Source organism: Rummeliibacillus pycnus (assembly GCF_050459865.1).
Lineage (GTDB): Bacteria > Bacillota > Bacilli > Bacillales_A > Planococcaceae > Rummeliibacillus > Rummeliibacillus pycnus_B.
In genome coordinates, this window is record NZ_JBCMNM010000071.1 from 1 (window position 1) to 16,218 (window position 16,218).

Genomic DNA, 16,218 nt, shown 5'->3' on the forward strand with positions numbered 1-16,218 from the left:
GAAGCTAATTCCACATCATGTATAATGCAGCGACTGTAGCGAAATTCGGAAAACTGGATACGTATTTATGTTTAATTTTCGTATTTATTAAAGGATTTATAAAATTGATTTATATTAATTTGAATAAAAAATAGTTTTTCAGCGGACTGGAAATCTATTAATAGGAGTTGAATATTATGAAAGACGTATATTTATTTAGCGGATTTTTAGGTAGTGGTAAAACAACAATGATGGTAGATATTATTCGCCAATTGAAAGAACAAGGATTAAGACCTGCAGTCATTATGAATGAACTAGGTAAACTGAATTTTGATTCCCAAGCAGTGGAAGAAGGAATTCCATTAAAAGAAATGCTCAATGGTTGCATTTGCTGCTCTGGTGCAGAGAAAACTGAAGCTCAAATCCAATCATTGTTAGCAGAATCAGAATTTGATGTAATAATAATTGAAACAACTGGTGCCGCTCACCCAGTAGAGGCATTAGATGCCGTTTATTCACCTTTATTTGCTGAACAATTGAATATCAAAGGGATTATTACCATTGCAGATAGTAAACGTTGGTTAGAAAGAGATAAAATGTCTCCTCAAACACGTTCTTTATTTTTAGAACAAATTCGGCATGCGCACTTAATCTTGGCAAATAAGATGGACTTGTTAACAGAAGCTGAAAGAGCTCAAGTTACGTTTGAATTACAAAACTTAAATCCACATGCACAAATCATACAAACAATAAATGCCAAAGTACCATTAAAATTTTTACAAAGTTTACACGCAACTACGAGACCTTCTGAAATTCATAAAGCTGATTTAGGACATCATTTGCATCTAAGTTCTCGTCTTGTCACTTTTCCTGAATCAGTAGATTTTTCTCAAGAGGAATTTGAAAATTGGGTACGTACAATTCCTGAATCTATTTATCGAATGAAAGGATATGTGCCTGTAAAGGGAATAAAAAATCCGATGCTTTTCCAATATGCATATGGATTAACACAATGGCTTCCGGAATATGTTCATATGGAACCAAAGCTTGTAATAATTGGAGAAAATGTTGATGCATTAAAAGTGATTGGTCTAGTAAATTAACGACGAAATTTAGTAACTGTCAACCCTAATAAAATAGTAATAAGCAGATAGACTTCAAGTAAATCCCAAATGAAATGCATTAATACTGCCCAATGAGGCCCCCTTTGGAGAAAGTGGTAATCGTTGGGCAACTTTTTGTCGCATATGTACGCTAAGCTTGATGCAGACAAGGAGGAATGCAAGATGAAAAAAATGACGAAATGGGCATTACCATTAAGCCTACTAATGATGGTGGGAGTTTCAAGTGGAGCATTAGATGCTTCGGCTAAAACAGTCAATAATGATGCAGCGAAGCAAACTTCAGTGTCAGATTGTGATTGGCAATATGGACAACAAGCTTATGATCAAGCTTATGGACAAGCTTATAATTGGGTGAAAGTTTATAAGAATTCACAGACTCCAATTCAAGTAAAAACATTTACAAAAGCTGAATTAGATAAGTATTTAGCTTCTCTATACGGCTCAAATCAAGGAACAACATCAAATCCTGGCTCAAACAAAGGAACAACATCAAATCCTGGCTCAAACAAAGGAACAACATCAAATCCTGGCTCAAACAAAGGAACAACATCAAATCCTGGCTCAAACAAAGGAACAACATCAAACCCAGGGTCAAATCAAGGAACAACTTCAAACCCAGGGTCAAATCAAGGAACAACTTCAAACCCAGGCTCAAATAAAGGAACGACATCAAATCCAGGGTCAAATCAAGGAACAACATCAAATCCAGGATCAAACAATTCAACAACAAATTCTAATAGCTCATCTGCTTCACAATTTGAGCAACAAGTTATTTCATTAACAAACGCTGAACGTGCAAAAGAAGGATTACCAGCATTACAATCTGATACAAAATTAATGCAATCAGCAAAAGCAAAATCAGATGACATGGCTAAAAACCACTATTTCGATCATACGAGTCCAACATACGGTTCACCATTTGATCAAATGAAATCTCTTGGGATTTCATATAAATCAGCAGGTGAAAACATCGCACAAGGACAAAAAACACCTCAAGAAGTGGTACAAGCTTGGATGCAATCACCAGGACACCGTGCTAACATTATGAATGCTTCATACACTCATATCGGCGTAGGTTTTTCAGCAAACGGTAACTACTGGACACAACAGTTTATCCAAAAATAATGATAGATTCATAATTTCATATAAATATAAAAACCAGCCTAAAATTTGGCTGGTTTTTTTGTTTGAAATCATGATTATTTTTCCATACTAGAAGAAAAAGGGGGTACTATTTTGCTATTCCTTGAATCCATGGTCGATAAACTAAAATCTACCTTTTATAATTCTGTTGATTTTACAGCAAAAGAGATTTCATGGCCGAACGAAAATTATGCGATTTTATGCTATTACAGTTCAATGGTTAACAAAAGAGATGTTCAAGATCAACTTAACGTATTGAAACTTCAAGCAGCAGTGGATGAAGAAAAATGGACAGAGACAATGGCTTCTGTGAAGGAACCTTTCCAAATGGAAAAATTCGTTGATTATATTTGCCAAGGTGAAACCATCATTATTTTAATGACAGAACAGCAGATGGTACATCTTACTTTACCAGAGGTACCACATCGTTCACCTGATGAACCTATAAACGAACATATAGTTCGTGGTTCTCATGAAGGGTTTATTGAGAATGTTGATGTAAATATAGGATTAATTCGTAAAAGAATTCGAGTGCCAAATTTAGTTGTGAATAAAATGGAAATTGGTGTAGATACAAAAACGGATGTTTACTATATGTACTTGGATCAAGTTGCTAATATGCAATCAGTGTCGGAAGTTGAAAGAAAATTGAAATTGATGCAAGAAAGAACCCCAACTTTGTATACAGCTGGTGAAGTAGGTGACTATTTGGAGGAGTCCGTATATTCCCCGTTTCCCCAACTTTTAAATACAGAAAGACCTGATCGTGTCTTGGCAAATTTAGTTGAAGGTAAAATTGCTATTTTAACAAATATTTCACCGACAGTACTAATTGGACCAGTTACATTTTTCTCATTTTATCAATCACCCGATGATTATAACGGGCGTGTTTTAGTTGGTTCTTTTTATAGAATAGTTCGTATATTCAGTTTTTTGAGTGCGGTATTTTTGCCTGCATTTTATATTGCCATTGTCAGCTTTCATTTTGAAGTATTACCTTTGGAGTTAAGTAAAAAGCTTAAGTTAGATATTGGCGAAATTCCTTATCGACCGATTATAGAAGCGTTGTTACTTGAAATTATTATTGAATTAATCAGGGAAGCAAGTATTCGGTTACCTCAAGCTGTTGTACAAACAATTGGAATTGTTGGTGGCTTAGTAATTGGAACTGTTATTGTGACTGCGGGACTTGTTTCTAACATGATGGTAATAGTTGTGGCTTTGACTGCTATTTCAAGTTATGTGGTTCCATCTGTGGAGATGAATATGTCCATTCGGATTTTACGTTTTCCATTTATGTTAGCTGCTGCTTTTATGGGCTTTTTCGGGATTGTCATTGGTAGTTTAGTTTTATTCGTTCATTTATTAAATTTAAGCTCTTTAAAGTCGCCTTACTTTTCTCCGGTAGTGCCTTTTGAGCCTAAAAAAATAAAAACAATATTTGTCCGTGGGCCGTTTGTAAAACCGGAACCACAAGTGAGTTCATTTGACCCAGAAGGAAATATGAAATGAGTTTTAAGTTAACAAAAGTCCAATTCTTTATAATGTTATTTTTTATCGAAACAGGTGTGGTTTACATTTCGTTTCAGCAGGCGCTCATTATAAAGGGAGGAAGAGACGCTTGGATAATGTTTGCTGTTGCTACAATCATTGCATTTATACAGTTGCTTTTTTATGAAAAATACTACAAAAGATTCGAATTAGGTAAAATTACATCTTGGCTTTATATTTTATACTGGCTTACGCTTATTATTGGCTTTCTAGGCTATATGCAATATACCCTAAACACTTGGGTTATTCAAAGCACTCCTCCCATTGTTACTTTAGTCATTATGCTTCTTGTCTCTTTATATATCAGTTTGAGTAGACCATCAACAGTAATAAATTTAGGTGTATTAATCATTCCATTTGTGATTATTTTCATTATCTTTATATTACTTGCAACACATGAGTTGAAATTTAGTAATATTTTACCAATTGGTGATAGTACAGTACCTCAGTGGTTAAGTGGTGTGCATAGTAGCGTATTAGCATTTATTGGAATAGAAAGCTATTTAATATTAAGAAAATATGTGTTGGAAAATGAAAAAGTAGCTGGTAAACCATTATTGATTTTTCATTTAATTGTTTCTATTTTTATGGGTGCTTCTGTTATAGGAACAGAATTTTACTATGCATTAAAAGAAATCAATTTAGTTCCTGAGCCTATTATCTATATTTTAAAATCACAAAAAGTTACATTTGTTAAACGACTAGATATATTTTTTATTTACATTTGGCTTGCTTGGAGCATTTTAACAATCAATCTATTTATTTTTAATATTCGTATTGTACTTTTTTCTAAAAAAAGAAAACATCCGAATCTAATGATGATTATTTTACATTGTTTTATTTTAGTCGTAACTTTGTTCTTAGTAGATGTATATCAAGTAAATTTTATTCGAAAATATCTTGGCTACTTATATTATCCATTCACTATTGTTTTACCTGTCATCATCATTTTGAAGAATAAAAGGAGAGATTCCAAATGCGACAAGTCACAATAGTTTGTATGTTAAGTGTTGTGTTACTTGCTGGCTGTTGGGATGAACGATTATATAAAAATCTGGCAGTTATTTCAATTGCAGGAATCGAAGGCCATATGGGTGAATTGAAAGCTTATTACGCATATCCGAGTTCACCAAACGATCCTACAAAAGTTGCAATCGTTGAATCAGAAGGGCTAACACCAAGGGATGTTCGAAACAAAGCAGATTTAAAGACAGCACTAACGCTTGATTTGTCAGAACTTTCTACCTACTTAATGGCAGAGGAAAGTGCACATGATGACATTTATCCTTTTTTAGATATTTTCTTTCGTAATGCTCAAAATCCAGTTACTACTAAATTTGCCATTACAAAAGGTTCGCCCAAAGACTTTATTGATGTCAAAAAGCCTTTACCATCTGGATTAGGAGCATATTATCAGGACTTTATAGAAAGTGTAGAGAGGGATTCTGTTTTTCCAAAAGGCTTAGATATCCAACAAGCAGGATCAATGTTATTTGAAGAAGGACAGGATTTAGTTTTACCTTATTTGAATAGAGATGAAAAGAATAAAACACCAATAGCAGAAGGTCTTGCTCTTTTTAATGGAAGAAAATTTACAGGGACAACCCTAGGTTTAAGGGATTCCTTATTATTAGTCCTAGCAGCTTATGGAAAAGCGGATTATGCTCGATTGTCGTATATATTTGAAGAGAAAGATAAAAAAACACCTCTAACGGTTGATATTATTCGATATAAAAAGAAAATTAAAATCCAAGAACAAGGTAAATCAGCGAAAGTCTACCTAAATTCTACATTTGAAGTGAATATAGATGAGTACCCTTTAGATCATATTAGTGAAAAAAAAGTGAAAAACAAATTAGAAAAATTTCTGGAGAAGAAAATAAAAAATGAAACATTAAAAATGATGAAAAAATGCCAGGATGCATCATCAGATCCTATAGGTATTGGAAAAAAAGCAAGAATTAGTAGATCAAAAATTTGGAAGGAAGGTCATTGGAAAGAAGTCTACAAAACATTAGATTTTAAAGTGAATGTGAATGTTAAAATTATTCGTTCAGGAATTTTAAAATGAGTAATCAGATCATTAAGTATCTCATGTTATAGGTTTACTACTATGGGCAAATATCATCAATTAGTAGATAATTCCTATACAGATATGGATGTTCCGCTACAGACAGGCGTTTTCCGCGGGCAAGCATCAGATGTTTCTTCCTCGGGGCAACAGGATGTTGGTCACGGAGTCGTTGTCACAGGACGTGGCGTTCTTAGACTCCGTTCCTTAATTGCGCTACGAGGTCTTGATTCGCTTGCTCTTCCCTCAGGAGTCGCCTGTCTTCCGCTTTGTTGGTAACTATTCAATCATATATGGTATCAATCTTGGAATATCTAAATGAATCAATTTATCTATATCTATTTTCGGATTTAAAATACGAACATTTCAACATATTACTTTTCACTATTCAGATATGGATGTTCCGCTACAGACGGTGGTTTTCCAAGGGTTTGGCTTTAATCTCCTTGTTGAAGTCTGGCACGATTCCATAGCTTCACTTAGTAGCACTACGTTGAAGGCGCTTAATAAGTAAAAATAGATGAAAGATTATATAAATCTTATATAGCTATCTTTGTTGATGTGGAATTAGCGAAGACTCCCGCGGAAAGCGAAGCTAATTCCACATCATGCAGAAAACCGATTAATAATATTAATATTTCTATTTAAACACTTTTTCAGTAACCTTCCTACTATCTGCGGAGCTTTCTGCTTAAGCTTTTCCTGAAGGACTATTAATGAACCTCATTGAATTAAAATTGCACAAAGGAAATGTGAATGCATTTTCGGTGCCTCGAAGTCTTTCTCTCCAGAATGAACAAAAATGGATATCATGAAATGTTCGTATATTTCATATGAATTTTTCATTATGAAATTAATTCTTATATAAATGCAACGAAAAAATCCCCCTCATTCAGAAGGAGATTCCATTCGTTGTATTTTTCGTTGGACAAAAGCAAGTCGAAAACTTAAGGTAATCGCTCCTGTAGCAAGTCCAGAGATTAGACCAATCCAGTAACCGTATGGACCAAGATCAGTTAAATTAGCTAAAGCATAACCAAGCGGTAACCCTATAACCCAATACGAAATTAATGCCATCACAAATGTCATGGTAACATCCTTATATCCACGAAGTGCACCTTGTATTGGTGCTTGAATCGCATCAGAAAGCTGGAAGAAGGCAGCGTAAGTTAGAAAGTGTCCTGCAAGCTTTACGACAGTTAAATCATCACTATATATGGCGGCAATATGTTCTTTAAAAGTCAGTAGGATAGTTAAAGAAACAAGACAAAAAGATATAGCTGTTGCAATACATAATAAGCTATATGCTTTGGCATCTTTGAATCTTTTTGCTCCAGTTTCATAGCCAATTAGGATCGTTGCGCCCATCGAGATACTTAAAGGAATCATATACAACAGACTTGCAAAATTCATCGCGATTTGATGAGCACCGATGACGGATGTACTGTAATTACTCATTAATATCGTAACGACTGCAAAAATACTTACTTCGGCAAAAATAGATAAGCCAATGGGTAATCCAAGTTTTATAATTTCCATACATTTAGACAAGTTGATCTTTGGTATTTTTTTATATAATACAAATTCTGAAAACGGGGTACGTTTTAAAGTAATGAAAATAGCGATTCCACAAATAATCCAATACGTTATGGCAGAGGCCACTCCAGAGCCAACGCCACCAAGTTCAGGAAAACCAAAATGACCGAAAATAAAAAAATAGTTAAATACTATATTGATTGGCGTAGCCATTAATGTAATCATCATCGAAACCTTAGTTTGACCCAATGCATCGATGAAACATCGTAGAACACTATAGATAAATAGAGGGATAAGACCAATGCACATAGCAATTAAATAATGTTGAGCGACTCTATGTACTGCAGGTTCTAATGACATTTTGGATAATAAGGGATTAATTGCTAAGAACATACCTCCAAATATTAGTAAGGAAAGAGCTATTGCTACATAAAAACCTTGTTGAATTGAAAATGTTGCTTCTTTCTCTCTTTTTGCACCGACTAAGTGTGCTACAATAGGGGTTATAGATAAGAGAATGCCTGATAATCCTGTATAAATAGGCATCCAAATCGATGAACCAATAGATACACCTGCTAAATCAGCCGTACTATATTTACTTGACATTAAGACATCAAAAAATGACATTAAATATAACGCAATTTGGGTAATAAGAATAGGAAATACAATTTTTAACATGAGAGTCCATTTTGCTCTTATCGTAGTTGTTGCATGCATATTTTTTCATCTCCCGTTGTGAATACATTTTTATTTATGTAGTATAGTATAATAAGTCTTGATATCCAGTTGTGCTTTTTTGGTCCAGAACGAGCGCCTCTTTATTTTATCCAGCTCCACACGCCAAGCCCCTCGAGGGTTCATTGGAGTGATCCAGATAGTCGCTATGACCTGATGTTGCACACTTAGGCTATCTTCCTAGAATCATCCTCTTGGTCGAAAGTTGAAAAGACACTTCCGATTAGGGATACATGTAGCTGTCGGAGCTAAGCAGGCGTGTTTCGTTTTTAATAGAATAGGAGAATCATATAATGACTAAAAATACTGTAATATTAACTGGTGGCGGTACTGCAGGCCACGTTTCACTCAATCAAGCTATCATACCATCTTTTTTAGAAAAAGGCTATGATGTTCACTATATAGGATCAAAAGAGGGGATTGAAAAAGACATTATCGGTCAGGCTTTCCCTGAATTACCATATCATTCAATTTCGTCTGGTAAACTAAGACGCTATTTCTCTATGAAAAACTTTACAGATCCTTTCCGCGTACTTGCTGGAATTTCACAAGCATTATCCATCATGCGTCGTGTGAAACCAATCGTTGTATTTTCAAAAGGAGGCTTTGTTTCTGTACCAGTTGTAATGGCAGCTAAACTTACTGGCATTCCGGTTGTATCCCACGAATCTGACGTAACACCTGGTTTAGCAAACAAACTTTCATTACCATTTGCTTCACATATTTTCACCGTGTTTAAACAAACATTGAAACATTTACCACCTGAAAAAGCGACGTGCACTGGCTCGATTATCCGTCCAGCATTATTTGAAGGAACAAGAGAAAAAGGTCTTGAAATGTGCGGCTTCCACAATGGAAAAGAAACCATTCTAATTATGGGAGGTAGCCAGGGGTCTAAATTTATCAATGATGCAGTTCGTTCGAATATGGTGGAATTATTGAAGGACCATAATATTATTCATTTGTGCGGAAAAGGTCATTTAGACGAAGCACTTGTTGATATGCCAGGCTATAAACAATTCGAATATGTAACAACGGAATTACCTGATTTACTACATGCATCAGATTATATTGTCTCTCGTGCTGGATCTAATTCTATTTTTGAATTTTTGGCACTTGAAAAACCGATGCTGTTAATTCCATTATCTTTGGAAAAATCTCGTGGAGATCAAATTTTAAATGCGAAATTATTCTTTGAGCAAGGTATTGCAGAGGTTTTACAAGAAGAAGAGTTAAACAACCAAAGCTTTATGAAAGCAATGGAAACGTTAAAAGCACATAAAGATTCACTAATTAAGAATATGCATGAAGCTGAGTCTCCAAAAACACCAAATGAAATGGTCGAATTAATCGTCCAATACGCAAAAAAATGATTGTAAACTATATATAAAAGAAATCAAATCCAAATCCAAAAAGACCATCTAGTTACCTTCACATGGGCGACTAAATGGTCTTTATGGTTTATAAGCGGAGATTTCTCTTTCAGACCCGTTAATTTCCTGGGTTAAATAGAAAATGGTTTTAAAATAATCAACTAATGGACTGAAATGACTCGAGGGTACATCGTCCGCCGATGAATTATTTAGTTTTTGTAGCAAGTCAACGTCCTCACTTTTCTTAATTTTACATTGCCTGTTCTTCTGAAGCGCTTTTTTGATTTGCTAAATATAAATAGAAAGTATCTTTTTGAATTTTCAGTAATTCAAATTGTTTCTCGCCTTGGTTAATCTCCTCAAATAATGATGGATGACTTTCTTTAGCATCCATTACATATCCAAGTTTAGCCGCAGCACGAATAGATTTTGTGTTTTCTTTTCGTATTTTAAGAAAGACACATTGAAAATCTAATTCAAAAAATAATTCTTTCAAAAACATTTCTTTTGCTTTTTGGTTATAACCTTTTCCTTGATAAGGAATACCAATCCATGTGCCAAGGAATCCAGCACCATCTTGAACGTCGTATAAAGTGATCGTTCCAATTGGTTGGCCCCAATCATCCGTGATTGTACGTGATACGACCTTACCGTTTTCTTCATCTTCCATCAATTGGCTTGTCATAAACCAAAATTCGTCTGCTGTCTTTGCCTTTTGACGCACAAAAGGGAAGACAGATGGGTGACTTAACAACTCAAAAAGCTCATTACATTCTTGCAATTCACGTCGCTTAATCATGCTGAACGCCTCCTTTTTAGGGTGAACTTCTAATTCAGTTCTATCCCCGCTCGAAATTTTTCATTTAATGTTGCATAAAAAATTTCGGGGTGGGAATCGAACCCACTAGAACCAGCGATCACTGGTGGCGCACCATTTGCCTTCCCTATTGACTCTATAAAAAATAGGAATCACTTATGAAATTATTTTGCACTTTTACTATACTAAGAAATGAGCAAATTGCAAAGAGGAAAACGTTGTTTTTTAAGAAAAAATAATATTAAAAATTAGCAAATGTGAACAAAATTTAAATACAAAAAAAATTTTTACAATGTGTTTCATAGTTGAAATTTATTAGTAAAAAGAAATGCTATATTTTCTTCTAACCAAAAATTATCAAAAATATACTTATTTAATAAAAAATAATATAATATCCTTAATAACTACAATAATTCATAGATAAATACGACTACAGTCAATTAATTATATAGAAATAATTAGTCATAAAACACGAAAAACATAATAATTATTGCACTAGGCAAGAGTAACTGTTCAGTTGTATGCTTGTCTGAATAGAATTATGATTAATGTATCGAGAACGGGGGAAGATTTGATGTTACTAAATTTGTTGAAAGTTCATGGATCTGGAAATACATTTTATTTATATGAAACAAACGACGAAACGTTACACAATTGGGTAAACTTAACAAAATGGCTTTGTAACTTTAACAATCATGGAGGAGCTGACGGGTTATTATTAGTTGCCCCTTCAGATGAAGCGCTAGCCAAAATGAGAGTAATTAATGCAGACGGTACAGAAGCATCGATGTGTGGAAATGGTCTTCGTTGTGTCGCTCGCTATGTCTTAGAAAAGAATGGTGTAAATGAAGGGCTTATTGAAACAATGAAGGCTACTCTTCATGTTGCAAAAGAAGAACCATTATTCGATGGTGTTCCTACATATGGAGTGGAAATTGCACCCGTTTCCTTTGAACTTTCATCACTACCTATGAATGTTGATGGCAAAACAACTTTGATCAATGAGATATATGATGAATTATCGAATGATGTTACATTTACAGCTGTATCAGTACCAAATCCTCATTTAATCAGTTTTGTATCAAAAGAAAAGATAGAAAATACAGAACATCAAGAAAAGTTAGCCACATCCCTAAATAGTCCAAATCCTATTTGTCCTGACGGAGTCAATGTAAGTTACGCTTATCCAATCAGTAATCACGAGATATATGTACGAACTTTCGAAAGAGGCGTTGGTTTTACAAATGCTTGTGGTACCGCTATGACAGCTTCTGCGTTAGTATCTAGAAAATTAAACTTTACGTCAGAGGAAAAAATTACTGTATTCAACCCTGGGGGTTTTGTTCAATGCCTTGTTCAACAGGATCAAAATGACTACAAACTAAAATTAGTAGGTAATGCTACATTTATTGCTACGTATATATTAGAAGTTGATGGTGAAAATTATTCTTATCATGAAATTCAAGAAACGAATGAACAACACTCATATAATTCTTTTATTAAGTATGCAACAGAGAGATTAGCATCACAGTTTACTATTTGATAATGAGGTGGCAAGATGTCAGATGTTTTTTTAACAAGAGAGCAATTTAATGCACTTTATCAAATCAATTCGGGTTTTGTTTACTTTATGGAATTAGTAGAGAATGATTTTCAATATATTTATATCAATCAATCAGCTAAACTTGTATTTCAAACGAATCCAGAAGGTCAATTTCTTTCAAATGTTATACATTTAGATCTTCGAAACATTATAGAAGAAAATTATCGGAAGGCAATAAATACGAAACAACAGGTTACCTATCGTGATTTTTATTTGTTCTCAGAAAATGGATATACAAATGAAACGATTTGTACTCCCATTTTCCAAGGAGAACGTACATATTTATTAGCCATAACGAATAATATTTCAGATCAAAAAACACTTGAAGAAAAATATGTGTTTTTACAATCGTTATTTGAAGATAAGATTGATCCTACAGTTATCTTATTGAAAGATTTTACAATATTTGAAGTGAATCCCATTTTCAGTAAAGTGTTTGGTTTCATCTTGAAAAAAAATCAAAATCTAATGGAATCAGATTTTATTAATACTGAGAATGAAAAAAAGTATTTACAATGTATAAAAGATACCTTTAAAGGGAACGGCTCATCTTCAGTAATTTTTACACAGAAGAAAAAAGAAAAGGAATTGAGTAATTTTCTTGTTAGTTTCTCACCTGTCTATATGGATCAAACTGTTATTGCAATTAGTATTCAATGGCAAGAGTTGAAGAGTACAGTGCAACTAAAAAATGATTTGATTCAAACGACACTATTGCTAGAAAGTTACAAGGATGCTTTAAATGTAGCTGCTAATATATGTATAACAGATAAGAGTGGAGTAATTGAGTTTGTCAATGAAGGATTTGAAAAACATACTCAATATGCATCTAATGAGCTGGTAGGTAAAACCCATGCAATCCTTAGTTCACGAGAACATTCCGATGGATTTTACAAAAAATTGTGGAATCATATTTTAAAAGGTGAAATTTGGCGTGGAGAGATGTGTAATCGAACAAAATACGGAAGAACCTATTGGGCAGATACAACGATTGTACCTATCAAAGATTCAAAAGGTGATATTACAAATTTCATAGGAATCAGTTTTGATATTTCCCAAAAGAAATCAATTATGACGAATCTACGCAACATTGAAAAACTATTTCGTTTGATTACTGAACATACGAATGATTTAATCGTCATTACAAACGAAGATGGCATTATCCAATACATTTCACCAAATTATGAAGTCGGTTTAGGTTACTTTAAAGAAGAGTTACTCGGAAGATTCTTTACTGAAATACTAGAACCAACTAGTTGTGATCTTTTGTATAAAGAGTTTGATACCATTTTGAAGGACAATGGGAATTCGAAAATTGAATTAGAAATTTTATCGAAAGATGGTAAAAGTTATTGGTTAGAGGCGCAGGTATCAGCGGTAAATGATTCGGAACGTAAGGATGTATATCAATTTGTAACAGTTGCCCGTGAGATTACAGAACGTAAAGAAATGGAAGAGAAGCTTCGATTTTTGGCCTATCATGATAGTTTAACGATGTTACCGAATAGACGATATTTATTAGAAAAATTTGATGAAATAGCTAAAAAAGCGGATTCTTCAAATAGTTCAATAGCTATTTTGTTTATTGATGGAGATAATTTTAAAGGTATCAATGATGTATATGGTCATGATGTGGGAGACGAATTTATTAAAGAGTTTGGGAAGGCACTCTCTTCTAGCCTAAGAGACAGTGATATTGTCGCGCGCATAGGTGGAGACGAATTTATTGTCATGTTAACTAAAATGTCCAAAAATATAACAAAACGAACGCAACAAATTGAGCAAACAATAAAGAGAATTCAAGAAATCCTCCGTGTAGGATGGGAAATTGAGGATAATCATTTCTCTGCAACTTCTTCAATTGGAGTGGCAAGTTATCCTGAAGATGGTACTGATATTACATTATTATTAGATAAAGCAGATTCAGCATTATATTATGCAAAAAAAATATCAGGAAAAGATTCCTATCATTTTGCTAGTAATTAAGAATGGCGGCGAAGTACGTGACTAAACATATATTATTGGTAGAAGATGAAAAAAATATTGCACGTTTTATCGAACTTGAATTAAAGCATGAACAATTTGATGTGACAATTCGTTATAACGGGCGAGAAGGACTTCAAGAAGCACTGAAAGAGGAAAATCATTTTGATGTCATTTTATTAGACGTTATGCTACCAGAATTAAATGGTATTGAAGTTTGTAGAAGGATTAGAAGTCATTCACAAGTGCCCATTATCTTAATAACTGCGAGAGATGCTGTAATGGATCGGGTAGCAGGTCTTGATGCAGGAGCAGATGATTACATCGTCAAGCCTTTTGCAATTGAAGAACTACTGGCTCGTCTTCGCTCTATTTTAAGAAGAGTAAACCCTGAGAAAGACCAAACATTACTTCAATATAAAAATATCAAAATTAACCAAGATGCCTATTGCGCATATGTAGATGAGCAACTAATAGGCTTAACAAAAACCGAATTCGATTTATTAAGTTTACTTATCCACAATAAAAATCGAGTTTGCACACGTGATCAAATATTAGAAAATGTATGGGGTTACCAATCAGATGTTGAAACAAATGTAGTAGATGTTTATATCCGTCATCTACGATCTAAACTACCAAAAGAAACAAGTTCTTACATTGAAACTGTAAGAGGAGTTGGGTATGTGATGAGAGAATGAAGAAACTGAATATCAGTTCGTTTAAAAATCAATCTTTAAAAACAAAGTGGGCGCTTACATCTTCTTTTGTTATTTTTGTTAGTTTTGCGATTATTTGCTCTGTCTCATATTGGTCGATTTATACGTGGTTATTATCGGACCAACAACAATCCGTTAATCGAACAATGGATGACTTAACCGTGTTTTTTGAAGGCCAAGGAAGTGGGATCACAATTGATGATATACGTTCCAATAAAGGATTGATGAATTCAATTGTAGATAAAGATCAAACGGTTCGAATACTAAATAAAGACGGTATCGAAATTTTACGCATTAACGATACCGTATCTAAAATTCCCGATGTGCCTGCAAATATCCCGCCCGAAGGATATGTTGTACATAAAGAAAAGATTGAGGGAATGGACAGTTTTGTAGCAACAGGTAAAATTCAAATAGGATTATTTCGTGGATATATACAACTTGCCCATCCCTTAACGGCATTTGATTCGATGATGAATTATTTATTGATGGCAATGTTCATACTAGGCATAGGAGCGTTGGTGTTATCTGCATACATTGGTTATGCACTAGCAAATACTTTGTTAAAACCTCTTCACGACTTACGAATGGAAATGACAAGCGTTGCCGAAAAGGGATTTGAAGCTCCAATTCAAATGGAATATGATCAAGATGACGAAATTGGCGATTTGTTGCGCGTCTATCGCAAGATGATGGGGGAACTAGAGCAATCCTTTCTATTGCAACAACAATTCATTTCAGATGCCTCTCATGAGCTTAGAACCCCTGTTCAGGTTGTCGAAGGCCATCTATCCTTAATACAACGATGGGGAAAAGACGATCCAGAGATTTTAAGTGAGTCACTTGAAACGTCATTAGCAGAAATTAAACGAATGAAGACGCTTATCGAAGAAATGCTGGAACTTGCTAGAGGTCAAGCAAAGGATAAGGAAGAAAAGTGTGATATAAAATCCATTACAAACGAAATCATACAGGAACAAACAGTTCTTCATCCAGATGTTACAGTCAAAATGAATGATCAGAACCTAACGATTCCTTATGCAGCTATTTCACCAAATGCATATGGACAAATCCTACGTAACCTATTACAAAATGCAATTCGGTATTCTGATGAAAATGCACTTATTCAAATTTACTTGACAAATGACTTGAAGCATTGCAAAATCGAAGTCGAAGATAACGGTATTGGCATCGCTGAAAATGACTTATCACACATTTTTGAACGGTTCTATCGTGTAGACAAAGCACGTTCAAGAGATGAAGGTGGCACAGGCTTAGGACTAAGTATTGTGAAGATGTTAGTCAATAAGTATGGCGGTAATATAACTGTATCTAGTAAACTGGGTACGGGAACAACATTCAAAGTAATACTACCATCAGAAAAATAGCATATTTCTTAGGGATTTATTCAGTAATTTCATCATTCAAGAAAAAAATTGCTCAATTCTCTCAATAATATTGAATTTTTTGTGAAGAGTAGTAAGATTGAAAGGAAAAATGTTCTTCCAGCTTACATCAATACATACGTGTATCTTCAGCAGGAAGAATGGTAAAATATACAGTGGATTTTCAGAATTATACTTTGTA

General features: G+C 34.1%; 12 protein-coding genes. 10 read left to right on the forward strand and 2 right to left on the reverse strand.

The features are described from left to right. Positions 1 to 176: 176 nt before the first annotated feature. The 5 genes from ABE048_RS14265 (at position 177) to ABE048_RS14285 (ending at position 5,868) form a co-directional block, all read left to right on the forward strand. Complete coding sequence (locus ABE048_RS14265) at positions 177 to 1,082, forward strand: CobW family GTP-binding protein (protein WP_430311930.1); 906 nt, start codon at positions 177 to 179, stop codon at positions 1,080 to 1,082. 183 nt (positions 1,083 to 1,265) lie between these two features. Beyond that, positions 1,266 to 2,228: a CAP domain-containing protein gene (locus tag ABE048_RS14270; RefSeq protein ID WP_430311931.1), complete on the forward strand. Its 963-nt coding sequence runs from the start codon at positions 1,266 to 1,268 to the stop codon at positions 2,226 to 2,228. Between the two features lie 111 nt (positions 2,229 to 2,339). Then, complete coding sequence (locus ABE048_RS14275; RefSeq protein ID WP_430311932.1) at positions 2,340 to 3,758, forward strand: spore germination protein; 1,419 nt, start codon at positions 2,340 to 2,342, stop codon at positions 3,756 to 3,758. Next, positions 3,755 to 4,792: a GerAB/ArcD/ProY family transporter gene (locus tag ABE048_RS14280; protein WP_430311933.1), complete on the forward strand. Its 1,038-nt coding sequence runs from the start codon at positions 3,755 to 3,757 to the stop codon at positions 4,790 to 4,792. Before ABE048_RS14275 ends, ABE048_RS14280 begins: the two co-directional genes overlap by 4 nt. After that, positions 4,774 to 5,868: a Ger(x)C family spore germination protein gene (locus ABE048_RS14285; RefSeq protein WP_430311934.1), complete on the forward strand. Its 1,095-nt coding sequence runs from the start codon at positions 4,774 to 4,776 to the stop codon at positions 5,866 to 5,868. The genes ABE048_RS14280 and ABE048_RS14285 overlap by 19 nt, the downstream gene beginning before the upstream one ends. A gap of 888 nt (positions 5,869 to 6,756) precedes the next feature. Here ABE048_RS14285 and ABE048_RS14290 read toward each other — a convergent pair. After that, entirely contained in the window at positions 6,757 to 8,121 is a 1,365-nt protein-coding gene (locus ABE048_RS14290) for an MATE family efflux transporter (protein WP_430311935.1), read from the reverse strand. A gap of 311 nt (positions 8,122 to 8,432) precedes the next feature. Here ABE048_RS14290 and ABE048_RS14295 point away from each other — a divergent pair, with 311 nt between their 5' ends. After that, positions 8,433 to 9,512, forward strand: a complete 1,080-nt coding sequence (locus ABE048_RS14295) for an undecaprenyldiphospho-muramoylpentapeptide beta-N-acetylglucosaminyltransferase (RefSeq protein ID WP_430311936.1) — start codon at positions 8,433 to 8,435, stop codon at positions 9,510 to 9,512. Positions 9,513 to 9,762: 250 nt separating this feature from the next. On the opposite strand, the gene ABE048_RS14300 is transcribed toward ABE048_RS14295, so the two are convergent. Continuing rightward, entirely contained in the window at positions 9,763 to 10,311 is a 549-nt protein-coding gene (locus ABE048_RS14300) for a GNAT family N-acetyltransferase (RefSeq protein ID WP_430311937.1), read from the reverse strand. 592 nt (positions 10,312 to 10,903) lie between these two features. Here ABE048_RS14300 and dapF point away from each other — a divergent pair. Genes dapF through ABE048_RS14320 form a run of 4 tightly spaced genes read left to right on the forward strand, consistent with a single transcriptional unit; the run spans position 10,904 to position 16,019 of the window. Then, positions 10,904 to 11,872: a diaminopimelate epimerase gene (gene dapF, locus ABE048_RS14305; RefSeq protein WP_430311938.1), complete on the forward strand. Its 969-nt coding sequence runs from the start codon at positions 10,904 to 10,906 to the stop codon at positions 11,870 to 11,872. A 15-nt stretch (positions 11,873 to 11,887) separates the two neighbouring features. Next, complete coding sequence (locus ABE048_RS14310) at positions 11,888 to 13,918, forward strand: PAS domain S-box protein (protein WP_430311939.1); 2,031 nt, start codon at positions 11,888 to 11,890, stop codon at positions 13,916 to 13,918. A 2-nt stretch (positions 13,919 to 13,920) separates the two neighbouring features. After that, the gene (locus ABE048_RS14315) at positions 13,921 to 14,613 is read left to right on the forward strand and encodes a response regulator transcription factor (protein WP_430311940.1); all 693 of its coding nucleotides are present in this window, start codon (positions 13,921 to 13,923) and stop codon (positions 14,611 to 14,613) included. Further along, positions 14,610 to 16,019, forward strand: coding sequence for a HAMP domain-containing sensor histidine kinase (locus tag ABE048_RS14320; protein WP_430311941.1), 1,410 nt, complete (start codon positions 14,610 to 14,612; stop codon positions 16,017 to 16,019). Before ABE048_RS14315 ends, ABE048_RS14320 begins: the two co-directional genes overlap by 4 nt. Positions 16,020 to 16,218: the final 199 nt, after the last annotated feature.

Coding starts and splice junctions, on each gene's coding strand:
- ABE048_RS14290 (WP_430311935.1), bottom strand. CDS start 8,121: ATGCATGCAACAACTACGATAAGAGCAAAATGGACTCTCATGTTAAAA.
- ABE048_RS14320 (WP_430311941.1), top strand. CDS start 14,610: ATGAAGAAACTGAATATCAGTTCGTTTAAAAATCAATCTTTAAAAACA.
- ABE048_RS14285 (WP_430311934.1), top strand. CDS start 4,774: ATGCGACAAGTCACAATAGTTTGTATGTTAAGTGTTGTGTTACTTGCT.
- ABE048_RS14270 (WP_430311931.1), top strand. CDS start 1,266: ATGAAAAAAATGACGAAATGGGCATTACCATTAAGCCTACTAATGATG.
- ABE048_RS14280 (WP_430311933.1), top strand. CDS start 3,755: ATGAGTTTTAAGTTAACAAAAGTCCAATTCTTTATAATGTTATTTTTT.
- dapF (WP_430311938.1), top strand. CDS start 10,904: ATGTTACTAAATTTGTTGAAAGTTCATGGATCTGGAAATACATTTTAT.
- ABE048_RS14310 (WP_430311939.1), top strand. CDS start 11,888: ATGTCAGATGTTTTTTTAACAAGAGAGCAATTTAATGCACTTTATCAA.
- ABE048_RS14265 (WP_430311930.1), top strand. CDS start 177: ATGAAAGACGTATATTTATTTAGCGGATTTTTAGGTAGTGGTAAAACA.
- ABE048_RS14300 (WP_430311937.1), bottom strand. CDS start 10,311: ATGATTAAGCGACGTGAATTGCAAGAATGTAATGAGCTTTTTGAGTTG.
- ABE048_RS14315 (WP_430311940.1), top strand. CDS start 13,921: ATGGCGGCGAAGTACGTGACTAAACATATATTATTGGTAGAAGATGAA.
- ABE048_RS14295 (WP_430311936.1), top strand. CDS start 8,433: ATGACTAAAAATACTGTAATATTAACTGGTGGCGGTACTGCAGGCCAC.